Raw genomic sequence first — 21,555 nt, forward strand, 5'->3', positions numbered from 1 at the left:
TTCGATTCTTGCCGCGCCCCATCGGCACGTTCGGGCCAGTTCTTCGCCCGTCCCGACTGCGCGAATCGATGAAGAGTTGATGGTCACACGCGTGAAGAGGCTTTTGTCCGCTACTCTTCACTTCGGCAAGAGCACTGTATGCAATCGGTCCCAGACGACGGCCTGCTGCAAATCGCGCAGTAGTCACTCGCTCAGCACCGAACGGCCCTGGCGAATGCTTCTCAACTGGGCCGAATAAAGCAGCGCGATGTTGTTGAAGAAACGATCTTCACTGAATCTGTTGCGCGCTTCTTCCTGCGCGCGCCGCAATAAACCTTCACGAAATTTATCCTCGGCTATCATCTTCCGGATCAGCGAAGTCGCTTCCGCAGCCGTCCGATAAAGAACGCCGGTCGAATCGTGACGAATGGTGTCTATATTGCCCGGACAATCTGACGCCACAACGGGAGTGCCGAGCGTCATTGCTTCAATCAGAGAAATCGGCATTCCCTCCCAGGAAGCTGTCGACAAATAGATATCCGCTTGCGCCACAGCCGCGATTACGTCAGCACGCGTAAGCCAACCGGTCACACGCACGCCGGCGTCCTCGAGCGTCCTCCTGAGATCTGCGTCGCCGTCGCCGATCCATACGAACTCGACGCCGTCCCGATCAAACGAGCGTGCAATTTCCGCGAACAATCGCGGATTCTTTTGCACACGAATGCCGCCGACAGTCACAATTTTTCGCCTTTTCGTCGATCCGACTTTTCCGGCGTTTTCCAAACGATTGTTGCCCTGGACACTGACAGCCCGATCGATCGCGTTCTCGACCAGTACTGCATCTCGCCGAAGATAGCGGCGAATAGCGGCGCATTCACTCTCGGAGCAGCCAACGTATGTGCAGTTCTTCACACACGCAAGCAACTCCAACGCGGCGAAACAGTATCGCTTCAACCTGCCTATGTCTCGCCGTACGAAAGAGATGCAGTGCGGGCTATAAAGAAGCGCCGTTGACGGCAACGCAAACAAGGTCGACATTCGTCCCAGGAAACCTGCGAATGACGAGTGCAGATGGACGATATCCGGGTTCAATTCGATGAGTTGTTGGCGCAAGACAGACATGATCCGTGCCAATGATGGCCCTTTCATCTGCAGATGCTGCAGGACGACGTCAGAGTGAAACATCGCGCGCAAATTCTTCGGTGTTTCCTCGCGCTCTGAATAGATCACATACACCTCGTGACCTTCCTTGGCGAGGCGCGTCGCAAGCGTGCTCACAACTGCAAGCGTTCCCGTAGCAGTCGATTCGATTACGTGGACCACTCTCATAACATGTTTCTCGTGAATTGCGCAGCGATAGCGGAACACATCCCCGATCGGTCACGGCGATCGGGACGACATGCAATCTACGACAGGGAAAGGACCCCAGCCGGCTCAGTAGGCGCCGTCTTTCGCGAACACCACTTTGACGGTTCTCAGAAGAATCGACATATCGAATGTCAGCGAGCGGTTCATTGCGTATTTAACATCGAGCGAAACCCGCGTCGGATAGTCCACATCGTTGCGGCCGCTGACCTGCCATAAGCCTGTCATTCCCGGCTTCAGCGCGAGGTAGTAACGAACATCGCGGCCATATCGCACCAGCTCCTTCTGCACGATAGGACGGGGTCCCACCAGGCTCATATCGCCGCGCAGCACGTTCCATAGTTGCGGCAACTCATCGAGGCTCGTCTTGCGCAGGATGCGGCCAACCGGCGTCACACGAATATCGTTTTTGAGCTTGAAATCCCGGTCCCATTCCGCACGAGCCTGCGGATCGGTTTCGAGCAGTTTGGCGAGAACTTCATCCGAGTTCTTGACCATCGAGCGGAACTTCAGGCACTTGAAAGTACGTCCGCCTCGGCCAATTCTCGGATGACCATATACGGCGTTTCCGTGATCTCTCATGACTGCCAGCGCAATTATCAGAAGAACCGGGAAAAGCAGGATGAGTAGAACCGACGCCCCGCAAACGTCCATCGTTCTCTTCACTGCGTCGTCCCACCTTGCGACGAAGATGTTCTCGCTTTGCGGGTTCGAGTCATCCAGGGCGACCTGTTTTGAATTCGCCTCAAGGCACGCCTCTTTCAGTTTCGGATCCGCGGTGGCGTTGGATTCGAACATACTATCTCCTCAGTTCGGAAACTCGTGGGGAACGATGCCGGCGTAGGCACCCTGCGCTTGCAAAACAGATTTTGGTGTGGAAGTGAATCGTTTAGTGAAGCTAATTTCATTGATTCACTGACGAGTCACGACGAGCGTAACATCTCACTCAAAGACCGAATGTTAGCAATAGCGCATAAAGTCGCCATCGTACAGTTCGATCGAGACACGTCGCCCTTCATCAGGTGCACCAACAGTTCTTCTGCCAATCAAATACGCAGAATTCGAATCATGGCTTCGTTCTTTGATTGGTCTTATCGCCAGGTATCACTCGTAAATACCATGACAAAGCGTTCAGGTCAGACGCATGCTTTTATCAGAGGTGTATCCGTTCTTTCGAAAGCTCGTGATTGCGAATTTGTCTAAAGAGAGACGACAGTTTACATCTTTAGGAAAAAAGAACATTTGATGAAGGAACAACTTGTGTAATGACTGACCGCGGCAAGGTCTATGCGATGACTCGCGCTGCACATCGAAGTCGCAAGTATCCCGGCTCGGCACTACGAATCGATGTGCGTTCCCGTACATGATCGGACGATTCGCTCATTGCGGAGTTCGACGCGAAGACTTCGTGATATGCCGACAAGCGTGGCGCAACCGGCGTCGGAAATCTGATAGTGAGGCATTGCGTCACACAACAAACTTCAGCTGGGACTGATGCCGAACAAGAGGACGCATCCTTAGGAAGATTGAGTCGCTCTGTTCGGAAGTGTAGTGTCTGTGCGGGACTCTGACGTCGACACGGTATTCGATGCGCGTGTTCGACATATCCGTGCCGTCAATGCGGTCGCTTCAACAATTGATGTTCATCGGCACACTTAACTCTGACGTTTTCGGAACCAATTCCACGCGACAGCATTTATAGTTGAGAAATGAAACTCACACTTTTCTTTTTATTCGCCGTCTTAGCCCTGTTGTGCGGACAATCGATGCCAGCGTTCTCCCAGACGAGTTCGACCGCCGCCACCGCCCAGCAACTCGCGGCGCTGCAGCCGCCGCCCACCGGAAGCGGAAACGACCGTTTCGCAATGGACGTGAACTGCAATCTCTGGAGTGCGGATCAGACGGCGCTGAGCGAATGCTCAAAGGACCTGGATCTGATTGCCGGATTGGGCGTCGGTACGGTTCGCCTCGGCGTTTCGTGGGACTTCATGACGCTGGCCGACGGCAGCACGCTGGACCCCAACAAAGTGGCCTTTCTGAAGTCGCTTCTGAACGCCGCACGCACGCGCGGCATGAAGATTCTTTTCCAGGTGGGCATGTACGCGCCGTCTAGCGCATACCAATGCCCGGCCACCAGGAATCCGCCGAGCGCATCGTCACCGCGACTCGACTTCTGCGACGCGACGTTCACGAAGTATCTCGGCTCGCTCATGGACGTCGTTCTGCTCTTTACGGCTGACATCGAACTGTTCAATGAGACCAACTGGTCGTTCTCCGCTTCGGACCCGTCTTACGGCGATCCGAACGGTATCTCCGGATACATTCTGAATCGCAGCAAGACGCTCTATTCGGAAGCCAGGCAGATCCTGAACACGAAAAGCCAGTCGGGCTACAAAACGGTTCTGCACACTCAGGGCATCTCGTACTTCTACAACTCGGCGTACCCGAATAACGGCTGGCAACCGCCCGCGGGCAGCGAGCTGATCCAGGCGACCGACTACATCAAGGCAATGGGTAACAACACGAAGAGTGCTTCCAGCCCGTTGAACACCACGATCGACGTCGTCGACGTTCACCCGTACTTCAGCAGCGCCGACTACCAAACGCTGATGCAGTCGTTCAAGACGACCGTTTCGAATCTGGTCGCTAGCGGTCCCAAGCCGATCTGGATCACGGAAACCAACAACGGGACGACCCGTACGGACGCCGGACAACTCGCGGCATTCAATCAGTTGAAGGTGCTGATGGACAACGGTTCGGTGGCAAAGGCGTTCTGGTATGTCGTGCGTAACGGCGATCCGAGCAACGGGGAAGGCGACGGCTACTCAATCTACGATTACAACCGTAACCTGATCTGCCCGCAGCTTGCCGCCGCTATTCGGGCCTACACCGCGAGCATCCCGCGAGCACAGCGATTCCTATCGGGTCCCTACCTGACCCCGGTCCAGTGAAGGCGTCTAATTGCAATCGATGAGATGAACGCGAACGCCGACTCCGCCGTCTGCGTCATTTTGCTGTTCTGCCCTGCTCCAACGTGCTTGATGGTGTTGCAAAGAGGAAGCAGCGGACATCCGCAATGACGGATGGATCATAAGAGGGCGATGAGACTAATTATCCTCCTTTGATCCTCTCGCGCGCGCAACGCAAAGCGCACACGCGAAGACCCCAATCGCCACGCCGATCAGCAGACAGGCGGCATGCGTCAAGAAAGTTACCATCTTCCACTCCCTTTACGACCACATCGAATTTTCGAGAAGTTGAACAGCACGATGTCATCGGTGGCGTAGCTATGGCTTGAGATCTTCCCTAGCGGCACCGGACAGTGTGATGAAGGCGATCCAAAGTCCGGCAGAGATTGACAAGGGCGCAATGTCCCGCTTGCGGATGGATGCCGACCTAATAATCGAACTCACTATACCACGGGTTTAGCCACGCTTTCGGCGCCAAACTTCAGAATGGCAAGCGCATTGCATCGCCGGCGGCGCGCGGGTTCAGAAGAACGTGACGTACGAAAATAGCCGACGCAGTAGGCGAGCGCGAAGATGCCGGCGTCGCGATGGACGAATATCATCAGCATCAAAATGGCAGACGCCGGCCGGCACAAACAGAGAGGTCGGAAAGATCCCGCCATAGATGAAGACGCCGGTGCCCGTGCGCTCAGCTTTCCAATGCGCCATCAGGCAGATGGAGTGCCCGGCGAACGCAGTGATCGGTAAGAGACGGACCGTGGCGATCTTCGTGTACTCCCTTTCGCTGGTCAGCGCTTCACCCAGCGTCTGTTGCGGAAACACGCCGAATGCGAGGGCGATCACCGGGATCGAATCGGAGGGGTCGGAAATGATCGTGGCCATCAAGCGCGGGCCGATCGGTATGGCGACGGCGCTGCAACTCGTCATTGCACGCACGGCTTGGGCGTTGTCCGCCGCCATGCACGCAACCTCCAGACGCAAGCCGATTAACGAGCGGATAAAAAGTACCCGAGAGCCGTCGGCCCGCAGAACTTCCCGATCAATAGAATCGAAACGAAATTGAGCGCCTGACTCGGTACGACTCCAGCGACACTGACGAATGAGTCTTTGATATCCGCCAATCATCCACGCCGAAAGTCGGCTGATTTTTCATCGCCATTCGTGACGACGGCCCTCGCGCCGTGAAGGCTAGTCTTTCTTTGTCTCTCCACTGGCGGGCAGTGCATCGAGATAGGAAGCACTGCGATAGAGGTCTGCGCGCGCGCCCAGACTATAGCGATAGACATCCGTATCGATCCCGTTGAAGATCACGCCCTTCACCCGGGCATTCGCCTGCTTGAGCTGCGCGGTCGCCTCCAGCACCTGCGCAATGGAAGTGGTCTCGAAGCGGGTCACCAGTAACACGGTGCCGCAGCTATCCGCAAGCGCGGTCGCGTCGGAGACGGCGAGCACCGGCGGCGTGTCGATCAGCACGATATCGTATTCGCTCGTCTTCGCGAGGAATTGCTGCATGCGTTCGCTCACCAGAAGCTCGGCCGGGTTCTCCGGTATCGCTCCGCGCGCAACGAAGTCGAGGCCCGGACGCACGTCACGCATGATCACCGGGTCGGACGTCACCTCCGACGACAGATAGTCAGCCAGGCCGGGAGTCGAGTCGAGACCAAAGTATTGCTCGAGATGACCTTTTCGCAGGTCCGCGTCGATCAGCAACACCCGCTTGCCGGCCGCCGATACGACCGCCGCCAGATTCGCCGACAGGAACGACTTGCCCACCTGTTCCGTCGGCCCCGTCAGCAGCACGCGATTGTCGCCCGATTCCGATTCCAGCATTGCAAAATGAAGCGCGGTTCTGAGTCGGCGCAGGCTTTCAATCGACGGGTCGCGCGGAAACTCGCTCGCCAGCAGGAACTTCTCGCCAGCGGGCAGCTTCGGCGTCTTGCCGATTCGCGCGACTTTCGCCTGCGACAGCGGCACGCTCGCATAGACGTTCAGGCCCGTTTGCTCCTCGATCTCCTGCGCGTCGGTCACGCCCCGATACAGCGCCGTACGCCCGAACGCCGCACCCACGCCCAGAATCAGGCCGCCCAACGCAGCATAGACAATCACCAGAAGCCTGTTCGGCTTGATCGGCTCTTTCGGCACCACCGGGTTATCGATCAACCGCACCGTTCCAACCTTGCCGGCGCGAACCAGTCTGAGCTGTTGCATGTTGTTCAGCATGCCGACGTAAAGCTCGTTGTTCACGTTCATGTCACGGGTCAGGCGCACCGCATTCTGCTCCAGGTCCGGCAACGCCTGTTCCTGCTGCGACAAGCTTCCGATCCTGCTGCTCAGCATGCCGATCTGCTGATCGATCGCCTGGATCGCGGGGTGACCCGGCGCGTAGATCGCGCCCATCTCCGCGCGCTTCTGCTTCAGTTCGAGCAGGCTGCGCTGCGTGGCTACGCTTTGATCCAGATAGGCCTTGCCCTGCTCACTCAGATTGAACACGCCCATGCGGTTGCGCATGTCGTTATAGCGTCCCTCGGCGCGCTCCAGGTCGCTCTTGAGCTGCGGCAGCTGCTCGCTCAGGAACGCAAGCGACTTCTCGGCTTCCGCCGCCTTGCGCTTCAGATTCTGGTCAACATACGCATTGCCGATTTCGGCGAGCGTGCTGGCCGTCAGCAGCCGCTCAGAGCCCATCAGCGACGCGCCGATGATGCCGCTGTCTTTACCCTTCTGCGAGACCGTCAGCCGGTTTTGCAGGCTTTCCACCGTCTTCTCGCGCGACTGTCTCTCCAGAATGAATTGCGTGCCCGGCTTTGCGTTCAGCGAATCGACCTGCAGCGTGATCGCGCCATCGGGCAGTTTCGTGTCGAGCTTTTCGCCCACGCGACCCTCGATCGGCTCGCTGAGATCCGACTGCTCCAGCCGGTAGCGTCCGCCCTCCAGAACCGTCAGAACGAACTTCTCGCCTTCGAATGCTTCCGGGACGTCGAAGCTGGACACCTTGATCGCTTCATCGCCCCATGCATATCCGCCAAATCCAAAGATCCCTGGCTCGGAAAGACTCCGGGCTTGCCGGCCCAACCAGTCTCCGATCAAGGGAAAGCGCTTCGGCTTTGCGCTGACGTCGAGGTGCAGATCGTCAACGGCTTTTCCGACCACCATTCTCGACTGCAGGATTTCCATTTCAGCCGTCGCCTCTGTTTTGACGTCGAACATGCTGGAGACGTCGCCCAGCGGGCCTTTTGAATTGTTGGTCGGAATGCTGTCTTCAACCTGGACGAGAATATCGGCCTGGTACACCGACGGCGCGATAAACGCGTAGGCCACGCCCACGGCGAGCACGCCGCCGGCGATTCCACCGACCAGCCAACGGTTGGCCATTAGAACGTCGAAATAACGCGAAAGACTGACATCGTTATTCCGGAGCACGGCAGCATTCGTAAGCAGAGAGTTCTGATTCATCGAAACCCCAGGGCGGGTGTACGAAAAGGATGGAAGCTCGATTTAATGTGCTGGCGATGCGGCGTTGCCAGATCTCGCTTTTTGTCACGGCTGAAATCGGAGGCACAGTCCGAGTACGTCAGTCCTGCTCGCAAGCGTGCTCGAAATGAATCGTCTTATGGTCTAAAAGAGACTTCCGCCGGGTCTGGCGCAGACTTCTAATTTTTCCGCATCCGATGTATTGCGCCAGCAAACAGAAATCGAGTTATTCATAGCAGAAGTCATCGCAGCCTATCTGACGGCTTGCCGCACCTCCGTACGCTGCCGCACATTCGCGTTTTTCGCCCCAACGGCGTCATGCGCAATTGCGATGTCGCTATTTCGATCATTTCGAACAAGCGCCCGTATAGCGTGAAAACACCGACAAAAGCTGGTGGAGCAAACGGCGCCGAATTCGCGCAACCGCGCGCAAAGGTGCTAGCGCTTCGTCACGAAATGCCAGAGCGCCGCACACTCGGTCTCGGATATCCGGTAGTGAGGCATGGCTTTGCGCAACATCACGTTGACCGGGTCGATGCCTTCCCTCAGCGCCCTGCAGAACGTTGCCTGATCGTAACTGCTCGCCGGACCGTCCCTTCGACTCTTCGCAGGAAACAGGTTGCCGGCGGTCAAGGGTGGTGCGAATGCGTCGCTCGAGCCGGTTTGCGAATGGCAGTTCGCACAACGGGTGGTCGAGCCGGGCAACAGACGATCGTCGTCGCGCAATTGCGCCTCAACCGAATGCTGCCCGTTGAAGATCGAACACCCGAGATCGTTCGACTCACAAAGCGGCGCGCCATGCGCGACATACGTGATGTTCGCCAGCGCCAGCGCCAGCGCACGCGCCGCGGTTCGCCGTGACCGTAACGCCATCACTGGATCTGCACCGTGCGCGAAACGCTCGGCACGCCCTTCGCGTTCAGGCCAAACAGCATGTAGTAGCCAGGCACGACGACACCCGGATCGGAAGGAATATTGATCAGATATTCGCCCGCCGTTCCTACCGTGAAAGTCACGGGTACCCGCCGCTGCTCGTTGTTGACCGCGTGGGTCGACGAAGACATGCGCATCAACGCAAAGGCCTTGATGCCACTGCTGCCCGTTACGGCGATCGATGTCCCGAGCTGTGCCGTAGTGGGCGCGGCTGTGAGGGTCGGCCGTGTTGCCGCCGAGCCGTCCGCGTTGAGCAGGTACGGCGGCGTCAGTATTTCGAGGTTCGTATGGTTTGTCGAGCAGGTTCCGCACAGTCCACCGCCACCACTCAGTACGCGACCGTCCGACAACAGCAGTGCGATGCTGTGATAGTTACGCGGCACGGCTTGCGGCGGGAGCACCGAGAAAGTCTTGGTGGTAGGGTCCCACAACTCTGGCGCCAGCACGGCGGTGTCGTCCGAAAACGTTATCGGGTACGCCTCTCCACCAAGGACTACCACCTGACCGTTCGGCAAGACCACGCTGGTGTTGAAGGCGCGGCGGTAATTCATCGGCGTAAGCGTTTGAGTCACCGCGGTGCCGCTGCTGATGTCGATTAGGGTGGCGTCCGCAGTCGCGTTGGCATACTCGTAGCTCGGCGCACCGCCTACAGCCAGGATCTTGCCGATATCGTACATAACGGCGTTGCCGTTCATCGCATCGGTATCGCTGCCCCGGTTGCCGGCAGGCGTCACGTTGCCCGCGCCGGCGGTATCGAACCAGTGCATGGCAACGCTCGGACCAGCGTGGAAGACTCGCCCATTTGCCACCGCAAACAGCCATGCATGATTGTCGGAGCGGAAAATGCCAGCCGCGTCATTCGTGAGGATGTAGTCGGCGAGAATGGCGCTATTGAGCTGCCAACCCGTACTCGGTGACCAGGTTTCGCCGGTCTTGCCGCCCTCGCCTCCGTTCCACGAGCCGCCCACCAGGAATACGTTGCCATTGCTCAACGTTACGCTGCCGTGGTAGGCGCGCGGAATATTCATTAGAGGACCTGACGACCATTTTCCGGTCGAAGGCGTGTAGAAACTCGTCGCGTCGCTGCTCGAGCCACCAGTGACGTAAATACGGCCATCCGGAAGATTGACGATGCCCGGGCAGAACATATCGTGGCCGGTATTCGACACGAGAACCTGTTTGCTCGTGCCGGTAGTCGGGTTAAAGATTGCGGTGTATGTGTTGCCGGGAGTCACTTCGCCAGCCGTAAAGTCCAGCTTCTGGTCGGCGGACCACACTACCACGGTGCCATCGGGCAGATTCGCCGCAGCTGCCGGCACGATCGACAGGTTATAGGGTGTAGTCCACTTTGCCGGCAATGTTTTCGCGGTCATGCCGCTGATCTGCCACGTCTGCAGAGCGGTTCCGCTGCAAGCCTGCTGCGTGATCTGCGAGCCCTGCGCCGTGAGGCTGGCAACAGCCAGACACAGGTGACTCTGCGACGCGACGATTGCAAAGCCGCCACCTTGCGGGATCAGCTGAAAGCTTTGATTCGCCTGGCCATTGCAGGTCCACTGGTCCGCCCCAGCGCCGGCGTCCGTGCTGACACCGTAGATGTCGAGGCAAAGGTTGCTGTTGACGTTGACGAACTGATAAAGCCCGTTGTTCTGCGTCAGTGTCCAGTGCTGGTTATTCCCGCCATTGCACGTCCACTCGATAACCGAGGCGCCAGGCGTCTTCGATTCGGCGTTCACGTCGGCGCACAAGGTCGTGCCGTTGACGGTGAGCGTGCTCGATGTCTGCGCGTCGGCAGCTGTGGAGAACATCGAAAGCGCCGCCATGAATGTGATCAGCAGCAACGCTTTCACGCACCCGTCGAACGATTGCGAGAGGATCCTAAACGATCGGTTTTGTGACATAGCCTCAGTCCAGTAGGTTACACACGCCCTAATGCGCCCAGTACATCGCAAATTTGATCCGCGCGAGGCAGGTCGTCACTTCGCCAGCGCAACATTGCGTTCGCATCGAAGCAGTAGATTTGGGTCGAGTGATCGGCAATGTTGCCGAGTGGCAGGGTGCTGCCCGAAAGCGCTCTGCGCATCCGGTCGACGTCCTGCAACGTCGGCGTGGCCGCCCGCCATTCGGGTCCGGCCTGGAAGCGCATGAGCCATGCGTGCAGCGCGGGCGGCGAGTCGGAAAGCGGATCGATTCCGATCGACACCAACTGAACGGGGTAGCGGTGCTGTAACTGCGATATCCGTTGCTGAACGGTGCTGAACAGTGCACCCTGCAAAGGACAAACTGAAGTGCATCCTGTGTAAATCGTCTGCAACGCAGTCACTTTCTGACGCAACAGGTCGGTTAGCAACTGTTTCTGGCCGCTTTGATCGACCACCCAGAAGTCGTCGAGACGAATGGGCGGCGTGACGAGTCCTATGCTTGCGTGCTGCGCGTATAGCGGAAAAGAAACGCCGGCTAACGCCGCGGCCGATATGGCACGCAGCAGCGCGCGGCGTCCCGGACTTCGGACCGGCGCGCACGCACGCAACGTCGCGCGAGTCGGCGCGTGTTGATGGAACATGACTATGATCTCCCGCAACGTGTAATGGCTCGCAGAACCATTCGTCGCCATCTTTTATTGCGTGTTACCCACGCGATAATGCGCACGAGTCGCGCGACGGCTACGTTCGCTTTCTAATTGCGAATCAACGGCATTCGGGAGCGTAGCAGAGAACCTTCCGGAAAATTACAGCGTCAGGCCCGCGACTTGCTCCGCTTTGTGAGGTCGGCCACATAACAATGAAACTTCAAAAACTGGGTGTTTTAGAAAGCCCGAGCAAAACCTATGTTGTCCTGAGATTCGTCGTGAGGCGGCGGAAATGGCGAAGTCGCGAAAATGAATTGCGCGCTCAAACGTGGCGGCAAGACGCGTCAGGCAGGCGGACCAGGTCGGCCCGGCCGAAGAGACTCGGCTGACCGTTACCGAACTGCCAAGCCCTGCTCCTACAACGAAGGGGTTGCCCAACAAGGCCTCAGCATCGGCACGATGGCAAGTCCGCGGTGGCGAATAGCAAGCAGCGCCGGTGTTCCGGCGGCTTCGAGTTTCGCCGCGACCAGGCGAGCCATTGCGCGTGTTTCGCTGGCGATGATATTCAGGTTCCGCGCCCCTGGCTCCCGGCCGTCTCCTTTTCCAAAGCCCAAAGTCAAACCGTGGCAAAATTCGCATTCCGCGATTTATTTGATGCGACCGGTGCGGCCCATATAAATGCCTCGGCAGCATTATTTTCTTTCTAAAACCATACCGAAACATTTAATCAGCATTTAATTAGGTCCCAGCCATCCCGATAAGAACCATACATTGGCGGAAATAAAGCACCGCGACTGTCTAAAAGCGACAAGTAACAATTTTGTAACGGTTTTTTTGTTGTTTTGTGAATCTCGAATTCGGGCGTGAAAACGCCTCTGGATAAGCGTTGGAAGGGAGGAGGGACGCGTTGCCGATAGGCTCACATAGCACAAATTTCGTTGTTACGCTTAGTTACGTCCGATGGCGAAAGTTTTGTTCCAATTCTGTATCATTCATATTCATCAGATCAGTCAGGGAAAACCTCGATTTTGATTCAATTGCAAAAACTTCGCAATTTGCGACGAATTACCGAATCTTCCCGAATTACCGAATCTTCCGATTGAAAATGATGAAAGCGGGTTTTCAGTAGGTCGCATTAAATCTGAAGATTAAACGCGATTAGTGCCCCACGCGAGTGCGGCAGCGGGCGGCTCTTGACAAAAGCCGATCATTATTCAGTTGTACTTCGTGTTGTTGCGTATTTTTTCGTGGCGACGTCCTTATCACGCGAACGTTGTTCGTTTTAGCGGCCAGGTTCCATCGGCCTTGATAGACAGATGTCCTTCTTCAGCAGACTCTCTCCAAGACTGAAACCGTCATTTCGTCGGCTTCCCCAGATCGCAAAAACTGCTTCGGCGCTTGCATTCATCGCAGGCGTACTAAGCCTTGCAGGTTGTGGCGGTGAAACAAGCGATGATGGCAGCACCGCGTCCGTGACCGCCAACTCCCTCCCTGCCGACACAGTCGCGAACGCGGCTACAGATCCGTACAGCAACGGCGTAGTGCCCCCCGACAATGGCTCTCCGCCGGTTCAGGCGAACGGTCAGCCTTATAACCGCGCCCTGGTGCAACGGGCGGGACAAGGCGATTGAACCGTTTCGCGACGATCGATACGAAACCCGCATATCCCGTGCAAGAGCATTTTCAATCGTGATGTCAGCGACCGTTGACTCACGCGTTTGACGTGTTTGCGTTACGTATGCCATCGCTTCAGGAACTGATGGTCATCGGCAAACGTAATTCCAACGTTCTCGGCCCATCCCCGGTCAGTAGCAATTTATAGCTAAGCCATGAAACTCAGACTCTACTCACTATTCGCCGTTTTAGCCCTGTTGTGCGGGCAATCGATGCCAGCGTTCTCCCAGACGAGTTCGACCGCCGCCACCGCCCAGCAACTCGCGGCGCTGCAGCCGCCGCCCACCGGAAGCGGAAACGACCGTTTTGCAATGGACGTGAACTGCAATCTCTGGAGTGCGGATCAGACGGCGCTGAGCGAATGCTCAAAGGACCTGGATCTGATTGCCGGATTGGGCGTGGGTACGGTTCGCCTCGGCGTTTCGTGGGACTTCATGACGCTGGCCGACGGCAGCACGCTGGACCCCAACAAAGTGGCCTTTCTGAAGTCGCTTCTGAACGCCGCACGCACGCGCGGCATGAAGATTCTTTTCCAGGTGGGCATGTACGCGCCGTCTAGTGCATACCAATGCCCGGCCACCAAAAATCCGCCGACCGCATCGTCACCGCGACTCGACTTCTGCGACGCGACGTTCACGAAGTATCTCGGCTCGCTCATGGACGTCGTTCTGCCCTTTACGGCTGACATCGAACTGTTCAATGAGACCAACTGGTCGTTCTCCGCTTCGGACCCGTCTTACGGCGATCCGAACGGTATCTCCGGATACATTCTGAATCGCAGCAAGACGCTCTATTCGGAAGCCAGGCAGATCCTGAACACGAAAAGCCAGTCGGGCTACAAAACGGTTCTGCACACTCAGGGCATCTCGTACTTCTACAACTCGGCGTACCCGAATAACGGCTGGAAACCGCCCGCGGGCAGCGAGCTGATCCAGGCGACCGACTACATCAAGGCAATGGGTAACAACACGAAGAGTGCTTCCAGCCCGTTGAACACCACGATCGATGTCGTCGACGTTCACCCCTACTTCGGCAGCGCCGAATACGACATGATGGTGCAGGCATTCATGACCACGGTGTCGAACCTCGTCAGCAGTGGCGCGAAGCCGATCTGGCTGACCGAGACCAACAATGGCACCAACGGTACGGACGCCGGACAAACGGCCGCATTCAACCAGTTGAAGGTTCTGATGAACAACGGTTCGGTGGCAAAGGCGTTCTGGTATGTCGTGCGCAACGGCGATCCGAGCAATGGCGAAGGCGACGGCTATTCGATCTACGACTACAACCGTAACCTGATTCGTCCGCAGCTGGCAGCCGCGATTCAGGCCTACACGGCGACCATTCCGCGTTCGCAACGCTTCCTGTCCGGCTCTTACCTGACTGCGATCAAGTAAGCCTGCCTGCTGTAACCCATGAATGAACGGAGCGCGACTGTCGCGCTCCTTCGTTTTTCCGTTTTGGCCGGGTTGACAGGACCGCATCCAGTTTGAGGGCGCAGCGAAATTCCCGAGGCCGAGCTTCGCGAGGATGAACTGGCACTGTGCCAATGCGTTGCGTCAAACTCGTCGCTGCCGTAATCGAAGGAGCAGACACGGCAAACAACGCGGCGCCACCCGAGAAGCGGGCACGCAATGGCTATTCCCGAACATTCGTAGCCTCTTCGCGCCATCTACCGCATCGCTCGCCCAGCAGGACGTTGCGGTAAGAAAATCACGCAGAGCGCCATGAACGAAACCAGAATCACCGACGCATAGAGTCGGCTGATCTCGAGCCCACCTTGAGAAATGGGTTTGTCGAGCAGGTCCCCCAAGGTCGCGCCGAGCGGACGCGTCAGGATGAACGCCGCCCAGAATATAGCGGTCCGTGACAGCCGCGACCAGTAATAAAGCGCACCGACGATCAGCAGCCCCCCACCGAAGATCAAAGCGCCGTACTCATAGCCAAGCCCCAGACCGCCTTCGTCCGATCCCGCCACCCAATCGCCCAAGGCCGTACCCAGTGTCTGCGAAAAGAGGATCGTCACCCAATAGAACCACTCGGCTTTGGGCGTGGTTACGCTCTGCACCGCCACCGTACCTTCCGATTTGTACCAGACGCCCAGGCTCGCAAGCAGAAGCGCGAAGACGATGACTACACCGCCCGGATAGCCGACTCCCACCGAACGATCGAAGAAGTCGGCCAGCGTGGTACCGAGCGTGGTCGTTGCAACGATGGTCGCCCAATAGAGCGAGGCATTGAACCGCTCCGCCCTGATCTGCCCTGCGACCAGCCCAATAAAAATAACCGCAAAAATCGCGGTGCCGATCAGATAACCCAATTTGAGCGACATGGTCACCCAATCGCCGCCCGTTTCGCCAAGCGTCGTGGCGGCGATTTTGATGATCCAGAAGCCCAGCGTGATCTGCGGGACTTTAGTGAGTGCATGCGCGCGAGTTTGCAACGGGTTGCTATTCATGTGACGTGCTCACTATTCTCATGGCTTGAACATAGGCTCAACCATCGCAGAGCGACCCTTAACAGCACCTTAAGCATCCCGCCGAATCACGCGGTCAGATTTTCCTGCGCCAGTAACGGGGCGGTAACTCCGAGTCCCTTCAACGCAGTTCCAGCCACATCGGCTGATGATCGGACGAGCGGCTGTGCTGATCGACATCGCACGATGCAATGCGTGCGCTCAGGTCTGCCGTGACGAAAACGAAATCGCACGCGAATGCTCCGTCGGGCCATTGCTCGTGATCGTATAGGCCGACCGTCGCGGCACGCGGCTCGCCGGGGTGCGCGCGGGCCCACGCATCGACGAACGCCGGAGCGTTGGTGATCGGTTCGAGCATCCGGCAAAAGGCGGTGTCTTCGAATGCGCTGTTGAAGTCTCCGCAGACAATCGCGCTGACCGGGCGCGCCGTATCGGCAAACGGACTGTCCGGCTTCTCGCCACGCGCGGGAGCGCGCGCGTGAGCGCACGCCTCCTGATGCAACTCGCGCAGTCTCGCCACTTGTGCGAGCCGCTGTTTCTCCGAATAGAACTCGAGGTGCGTGGTGATGACACGAAGCGGACCGACGTCGGCTTCGAGCACCGCTTCGAGCGCGACGCGCAGCATCGATGGCTTGGCGGGGTCCGCGGGCCACGGCAGAGAATGGCGCAGCACCTGACGAACCGGCAAACGGGTCACGATGGCATTGCCGAACTGCCGCCGATGACGGCTCGCGCCCAACGAGGGCAGATCGGAGCCGACCGCATCGAGCACGGTCATCTCCGGCAGCAGAGCGGCAAGTTCGGCGAACTGATCGGACGATGGCGCGCCTTTCAGTCCGCCGGCCGCCGGTTCTTCGTTGAAGCCGCGCGTGACTTCCTGCAGACACAGGGCGTCGAAGTCGCACAACGCGCGCGCTTCCCGCACGATCCGTCCGAGGTCGACGCGGCCGTCGACGCCGCATCCCCACTGAATGTTCCAGTCGACCAGTTTCATGACGGCCTCCTTGAAAGATCCGACTACAGTGTATCGCCGCATCCTGCGCGGTGACTCAGCGCTGGACAGGACGGGCGCATTTCAATCACACGGCTCCCCTTGTTATGAGCGTCCACAGGGTCACTGAAAGTTAGCGATGAAATTGCGCGGTAAAAATTGTCAGTGAAAGTAAGCGCCAAAAAATGCCGTGCATGCGATGAATTATGCTGACCCTCATCCGCGACCGGCTCAATTTCTTTAGAAAACAATGAATAGCTTCGATTTGTCCATCGAAACATATCTGTCCAACATACACCTCGGTGAGTTCGCGAATCTATCCATCCAGGCCATCGACAACCTGTACACCTTCAAAGGCCTCGTACTCATTCCCGTGCTGTGGTGGATGTGGTTTCAGCAAGACGAGTGCCGCGAATGGCGGCGAGAAATGGTTCTCGCGACGCTTGTCAGCGGCATCGTGGCGCTCTTCGTCGGAAGACTGCTGACTCACTGGTTGCCATTCAGAGTGCGCCCCGTCTACGACACCGAACTGCATCTGCGCTTTGCCAGCGGCGAAATCAAGGACGCAGTGCTGACCAACTGGAGTTCCTTCCCGAGCGATCACGCGATGCTATGGATGGCGGTCGCCACCGGCATCTTCCTCATGTCGCGGCGCGTCGGCGTGCTGGCGCTTCTCTATACTGCGCTGTTCATTTGCCTTCCGCGCGCCTATCTCGGCTTTCACTATCCGACCGATTTGCTGGTGGGCGCCGCGGTGGGAATCGTGATTACATTGGTGATGACGCGGGATGCGATCCGCGTACGCTACGCGACGCCGGTGCTGCGATGGACCGAACGCCACCCGGCGCCCGCAGCGACGCTGGCCTTTATTCTGTGCCTCCAGCTCGTCACGCAGTTCGACGAACTGCGCAAGCTGGCGAGTGGCGTAATGAAACACCTATGATGACGGCGATGGTTGCTCCAGGTTTGTTCTCGTGCGACGGCGGCTGACAGCGACAGCGAAAGCTACGTGGACACCTGAACGTAGCGCGCTTCGTTCAGATCCGCGAGAAGCGTCGGACCTGTCGGTCGCCAGCCCAAATGCGCCTGCGTCTGCGCGCTCGATGCCGGCATATCGAGCGCGGCGAACATCGCCATCCATCCGAAGTACGCCTGCGCCTCGCCGCGCGCGATCGAGACGACCGGCAACTTCAGGCCGCGTCCGAGCGCCTCGGCGATCTCGCGGGCGCTAACGCCTTCTTCGCCGACCGCGTGATAGCGCGCACCGCGTTCGCCCTTCTCGATCGCGAGCCGGTACAGCCGCACGACATCCGACAGATGCCCCGCCGGCCAGCGGTTGCGTCCCTCCTCCACATATGCGCACACGCCTTTGTCCCGCGCGATCTGGATGAGCGGCGTGATGAGGCCTTGCCGGTACGGGTTATGCACTTGCGGCAAGCGCATCACCGACACGTTGACGCCCGCCTCCAGCTGCACGTTGCCGGCCAGCTCCGAGCCGATGCGCGGGTTCGGGTGACTGGTGTTGAACACGTCTTCGGTGGCCGGCTGCCCGTTATCGCGGCTGCCGACGCCCGTGCCCGACGTGATCAGAAGCGGCCGATCCGAGCCGGCCAGCGCCGAGCCCAGTGCAGCGATAGCACGCTTGTCCTTCTCGCAGTTCTCCACGAAGTGCGAGAAATCGTGGTCGAAAGCAAGGTGAACGACGGCGTCCGCCTTCGCGGCGCCGCTGCGCAGGCTATCGGTGTCTTCGAGCGTGCCGCGATGGACCTCCGCACCGGCTGCGCTGAGCGCCTGCGCGCCCTGGTCGGACCGGGTCATGCCGACAACCTGATGCCCGGCTTCGATAAGTTCGGGCACCAAAGCCGAGCCGATAAACCCGGTTGCGCCCGTCAGAAAGATTCGCATGGTCAAGTCTCCAGAATAGCCACCGACGCACTATGCGATCATTCACTATGCTATTGAAGTAGTGAGCTTATCCCGGTAAAGCGACTAACAGGTTAATCATCCCAGTGAACACCGCCCAAACCCTCGGGGACTTTCTGCGCAGTCGCCGCACGCGGCTCGATCCGGCCAGCTTCGGCTTCTCGGGCCGCAGGCGCACGCCCGGATTGCGCCGGGAAGAAGTGGCGCAGCGCGCGAATATCAGCTCGACGTGGTACACGTGGCTCGAGCAGGGCCGCGGCGGCGCGCCGTCCGCCGCGGTGCTTGAGCGCATCTGCGCGGCGCTGATGCTGACGAATACCGAGCGCGAACATCTTTTCATGCTGGGCCTCGGACGCCCCCCGGAAGTGCGCTACCGGTCCACCGACGCAGTGGACCCGCGCTTGCAGCGCGTGCTCGATTCACTCGATGCCAGCCCGTCGATCATCAAGACCGCGACGTGGGACGTCGTCGCGTGGAATCGCGCCGCAGCCGTGGTGCTGACCGACTACAGCGCGCTGCCGCCGGGCCAGCGCAACATCCTGCGCTTCCTGTTCGGCGATCCGGCCGTCCGGGCAAAACAGCACGACTGGGAGAGTGTCGCGCGCTTCGTCGTGGGGACGTTCCGAGCGGACGTTGCCCGCGCGGGGCTCGCTTCCGAGGTGGGCGATCTGGTCGACGATCTGTGTCGCGCGAGCCCGGACTTCGAACGCATGTGGCGCGAAAACCAGGTATTCGGCCACAGCGAAGGACAGCACGTTAAGCGCCTGCTGCATCCTGCGTTCGGGTCCATCGAAATGGAGTATTCGCTGTTCGCCGTCGATGGTCGGCCAGACCTGAGCATGCTCGTGTACACGCCGCTCGACGCGCGAATCGCCGCGCGCATCCGCAGTACCGTTTCATCGATCGATGAGAGTGCCAGCGCCGCGCCTTTGACCGCTGCGTGATCGGCTTTGACGCTCGAGCGCGAGCGCGGCCGCCGGATCGCACTCGGGCGACTCCGCAATTGCTCGTGGAAACTAATGAGGTTGAAGCACCTTGGGGACGACTACCGAACTGCATCGTTCGGCCCGTTAATTGGCTGCACGGCATCGCACAAGCTTCGCGTAAGAATCACGATGACCGCCTCGCTGGCGGCAAGCAAGTTGGCGCGATCATTTATTGCCTCTCGGTAGGCACCTTCATGGATGCGAATGGCGACGGCGTCGGCGACTTCCAGGGCCTGATGCGCAGCCTCGATTACCTGCAAGGGCTTGGCATGACGACGATCTGGCCGAAGCCAACGTGCCGCCCCAAACCGACCTGCACTACTTCGGCGACGAGGGCGAGCGCCTGCCGATGATGTTCAACTTCCGGGTCAATCAAAACACGTTCTACACGCTCGCGACGGGCAACACGAAGCCGTTGAAGGACGCGCTCCTTGCGACGAAGCCACGGCCGCCGAGCGCGCAATGGGGGGTGTTTCTGCGCAATCACGACGAACTCGATCTGGGCCGGCTGACGCCCGCTCAGCGCGCGGCAGTGTTCGCCGCGTATCGCGGGGCGACACGGTTAAACTGATACGATCGCGTGCTTCTGGTCGTGCGGACTCACGCGACTTGTCGACTCACGCGAATGTTCAGCCTGCTCGACTCATCGGATACGCAATCGAATAAAGGGATGTCATGGCAAAGGATGAAATAGTCTGGGGAATTTTGGGTGCCGCAAAGATCAACGACAAGGTGGTCGTGCCCATGCACAATGCGCCGAAGTGTCGGGTGAAAGGCATCGCGTCACGCTCTCCGGAGAAGGCGCGGGAAGCCGCGGCCAGGTATGGTCTGGCTGTCGCATACGATAGTTACGAGGCGCTCCTCGCGGACCCGGAAATCGACGCGGTCTATATTCCATTACCCAATCATCTCCACGTGGAATGGACGATCAAATCGGTCGAGGCGGGCAAGCACGTCCTTTGTGAGAAGCCGATCAGCCTGGCCGCTCAACAGGTTGAACGGCTGATCGCCGCGCGCGACAAGAACGGCCGATACATCCAGGAAGCGTTCATGGTTCGCACGCATCCGCAATGGTTGAAGGTGCGGACCTTGATCGACGAAGGCGCGATCGGCGAATTGCGGGCAGTGACCGGCGGTTTCACCTATCACAACACGAACGAACACAATATCCGCAACAAGAGCGAGCTAGGTGGCGGCGGTCTGCTCGATATTGGTTGTTATCCGATCACGACGTCGCGCTTCACTATCGGGCGTGAGCCACGGCGCGTCGTTGCGCTGGTGGAGCAGGATCCGACCTTCAAAGTGGACCGGCTCGGCTCCGTGCTGATGGACTTCGATGGCGTGCAGGCGAGTTTCTTTTACTCGACTCAGACCTATCCGTACCAGCGGATGCAATTTCACGGTACCAAGGGGCGAATCGAAGTCGAAATTCCATTCAATGCACCAAACGATCGACCGACACGCCTGCTAGTCAGTGAGCACAATAGCGACGGTGTCGCGACTGACCGCTGGCTGGAGCTTGCGGTGTGCGATCAATATGGCGTAGCCGCCGGCACGTTCGCGGAGGCGATCCTGAGTGGGGGCCCGCAGGCTATTCCGCTAGAAGATGCGCGCGCGAATATGCGGGTGATCGATGCCGTGTTCCGCTCGGCTCAATCGGGCGCGTGGGAGAGCATCGCCCAAGGTTGACGTGCAACGCTTGCACTTGCCGCGCTGTTCAACGCGCGGCAAGTGCCCAGTTGTCCGCTTTCGCAAAGCCATAGACTATGCCGAGCGAAAGTGGTCTTTACCTGGCCGGCGCGGTGACATCGCAGTCGCCGCCGTGGGCACCGCTGCCGGTGTTTTTCAGCGTAAGCACGAGTCTGCTACCCCTGTTTGCCGTCATGATCTGACCATAGCTAACGGTGGGAATGAACTGGATATCCGGCGCCACCGCCACCGGGGGATTTCTCGCTCCGTCGACGGTCAGGTCGAGTTCCACGGTGATAGAGTCGATTGCAGCGCCCAGATCCTGCTTCCGGCCGGCCTGATCTTTGCGGAAATTGCACAGGCCCTGGAGAACCTGCTCGAGGGCAGTCGGAATATCGACCGGCTTGCCCGGTGCGATCGGAGGCGTGTTACAGCCGACGATCATGAACGGCAAGGTGCAAAGCGCTACGTATCGGCAGGCTCGCATCAGCTTCCCCGCTTGATCTGGTGGACGTGGTGTCTGCCATCCCCTGCTG

At 58.7% G+C, this 21,555-nt stretch carries 16 protein-coding genes and 2 pseudogenes; 7 read left to right on the forward strand and 11 right to left on the reverse strand.

All coding sequences use genetic code 11. The annotated features are described in order from the left end of the window. Positions 1–183 precede the first annotated feature (183 nt). Together HDG34_RS08040 and HDG34_RS08045 are read right to left on the reverse strand one after the other, a co-directional pair. Complete coding sequence (locus HDG34_RS08040) at positions 184–1,308, reverse strand: glycosyltransferase (protein WP_184059028.1); 1,125 nt, start codon at positions 1,306–1,308, stop codon at positions 184–186. 105 nt (positions 1,309–1,413) lie between these two features. After that, a pseudogene (locus HDG34_RS08045) lies at positions 1,414–2,010 on the reverse strand (sugar transferase); the annotation flags it as partial. Between the two features lie 1,199 nt (positions 2,011–3,209). Between HDG34_RS08045 and HDG34_RS08050 the strand changes: the two are divergent. Further along, a complete protein-coding gene (locus HDG34_RS08050; protein ID WP_184059245.1) occupies positions 3,210–4,295 on the forward strand; it encodes a glycosyl hydrolase in 1,086 nt (361 codons plus the stop codon). A gap of 540 nt (positions 4,296–4,835) precedes the next feature. On the opposite strand, the gene HDG34_RS08055 is transcribed toward HDG34_RS08050, so the two are convergent. The 5 genes from HDG34_RS08055 to HDG34_RS08075 all read right to left on the reverse strand — a co-directional run bounded on the left by HDG34_RS08055 (position 4,836) and on the right by HDG34_RS08075 (position 11,274). Next, positions 4,836–5,273 carry a hypothetical protein gene (locus HDG34_RS08055; protein WP_184059032.1) on the reverse strand — a complete coding sequence of 146 codons (438 nt, stop codon included), beginning with the start codon at positions 5,271–5,273 and terminating at the stop codon, positions 4,836–4,838. A gap of 228 nt (positions 5,274–5,501) precedes the next feature. Further along, positions 5,502–7,763: a polysaccharide biosynthesis tyrosine autokinase gene (locus tag HDG34_RS08060; protein ID WP_184059034.1), complete on the reverse strand. Its 2,262-nt coding sequence runs from the start codon at positions 7,761–7,763 to the stop codon at positions 5,502–5,504. 456 nt (positions 7,764–8,219) lie between these two features. Next, entirely contained in the window at positions 8,220–8,654 is a 435-nt protein-coding gene (locus HDG34_RS08065) for a hypothetical protein (protein WP_184059036.1), read from the reverse strand. Continuing rightward, positions 8,654–10,612 (reverse strand): RICIN domain-containing protein, encoded by a 1,959-nt coding sequence (locus HDG34_RS08070; RefSeq protein ID WP_184059038.1) that lies wholly within the window; start codon positions 10,610–10,612, stop codon positions 8,654–8,656. The genes HDG34_RS08065 and HDG34_RS08070 overlap by 1 nt, the downstream gene beginning before the upstream one ends. Positions 10,613–10,629: 17 nt before the next feature. After that, positions 10,630–11,274: an SCO family protein gene (locus HDG34_RS08075; RefSeq protein ID WP_184059040.1), complete on the reverse strand. Its 645-nt coding sequence runs from the start codon at positions 11,272–11,274 to the stop codon at positions 10,630–10,632. 479 nt (positions 11,275–11,753) lie between these two features. Between HDG34_RS08075 and HDG34_RS08080 the strand changes: the two genes are divergently transcribed. Both HDG34_RS08080 and HDG34_RS08085 read left to right on the forward strand, forming a co-directional pair. Continuing rightward, positions 11,754–11,987 (forward strand): hypothetical protein, encoded by a 234-nt coding sequence (locus HDG34_RS08080; protein WP_184059041.1) that lies wholly within the window; start codon positions 11,754–11,756, stop codon positions 11,985–11,987. A 1,179-nt stretch (positions 11,988–13,166) separates the two neighbouring features. Then, complete coding sequence (locus HDG34_RS08085) at positions 13,167–14,351, forward strand: glycoside hydrolase family protein (protein ID WP_260321077.1); 1,185 nt, start codon at positions 13,167–13,169, stop codon at positions 14,349–14,351. Between the two features lie 275 nt (positions 14,352–14,626). Here the strand turns inward: HDG34_RS08085 and HDG34_RS08090 are convergent, their stop codons facing one another. Beyond that, complete coding sequence (locus HDG34_RS08090; protein ID WP_184059042.1) at positions 14,627–15,412, reverse strand: hypothetical protein; 786 nt, start codon at positions 15,410–15,412, stop codon at positions 14,627–14,629. A 139-nt stretch (positions 15,413–15,551) separates the two neighbouring features. Beyond that, entirely contained in the window at positions 15,552–16,424 is an 873-nt protein-coding gene (locus HDG34_RS08095) for an endonuclease/exonuclease/phosphatase family protein (RefSeq protein ID WP_184059044.1), read from the reverse strand. 247 nt (positions 16,425–16,671) lie between these two features. On the opposite strand from HDG34_RS08095, the gene HDG34_RS08100 reads away from it, so the two are divergent. Beyond that, positions 16,672–17,364 (forward strand): phosphatase PAP2 family protein, encoded by a 693-nt coding sequence (locus tag HDG34_RS08100; RefSeq protein WP_184059046.1) that lies wholly within the window; start codon positions 16,672–16,674, stop codon positions 17,362–17,364. A 62-nt stretch (positions 17,365–17,426) separates the two neighbouring features. On the opposite strand, the gene HDG34_RS08105 is transcribed toward HDG34_RS08100, so the two are convergent. Further along, a complete protein-coding gene (locus HDG34_RS08105; protein WP_184059048.1) occupies positions 17,427–18,326 on the reverse strand; it encodes an SDR family oxidoreductase in 900 nt (299 codons plus the stop codon). 104 nt (positions 18,327–18,430) lie between these two features. On the opposite strand from HDG34_RS08105, the gene HDG34_RS08110 reads away from it, so the two are divergent. The 3 genes and pseudogenes from HDG34_RS08110 (at position 18,431) to HDG34_RS08120 (ending at position 21,019) form a co-directional block, all read left to right on the forward strand. Next, positions 18,431–19,288: a helix-turn-helix domain-containing protein gene (locus HDG34_RS08110; RefSeq protein WP_184059051.1), complete on the forward strand. Its 858-nt coding sequence runs from the start codon at positions 18,431–18,433 to the stop codon at positions 19,286–19,288. A 322-nt stretch (positions 19,289–19,610) separates the two neighbouring features. After that, a pseudogene (locus tag HDG34_RS08115) lies at positions 19,611–19,877 on the forward strand (trehalose synthase); the annotation flags it as partial. A gap of 128 nt (positions 19,878–20,005) precedes the next feature. Continuing rightward, positions 20,006–21,019 carry a Gfo/Idh/MocA family protein gene (locus HDG34_RS08120; RefSeq protein WP_184059053.1) on the forward strand — a complete coding sequence of 338 codons (1,014 nt, stop codon included), beginning with the start codon at positions 20,006–20,008 and terminating at the stop codon, positions 21,017–21,019. A gap of 97 nt (positions 21,020–21,116) precedes the next feature. On the opposite strand, the gene HDG34_RS08125 is transcribed toward HDG34_RS08120, so the two are convergent. Beyond that, positions 21,117–21,464, reverse strand: a complete 348-nt coding sequence (locus tag HDG34_RS08125) for a hypothetical protein (protein ID WP_084754269.1) — start codon at positions 21,462–21,464, stop codon at positions 21,117–21,119. Between the last annotated feature and the right edge of the window lie 91 nt (positions 21,465–21,555).

Origin of the sequence: Paraburkholderia sp. HC6.4b (assembly GCF_014200875.1) — a bacterium.
Classification (GTDB): domain Bacteria; phylum Pseudomonadota; class Gammaproteobacteria; order Burkholderiales; family Burkholderiaceae; genus Paraburkholderia; species Paraburkholderia tuberum.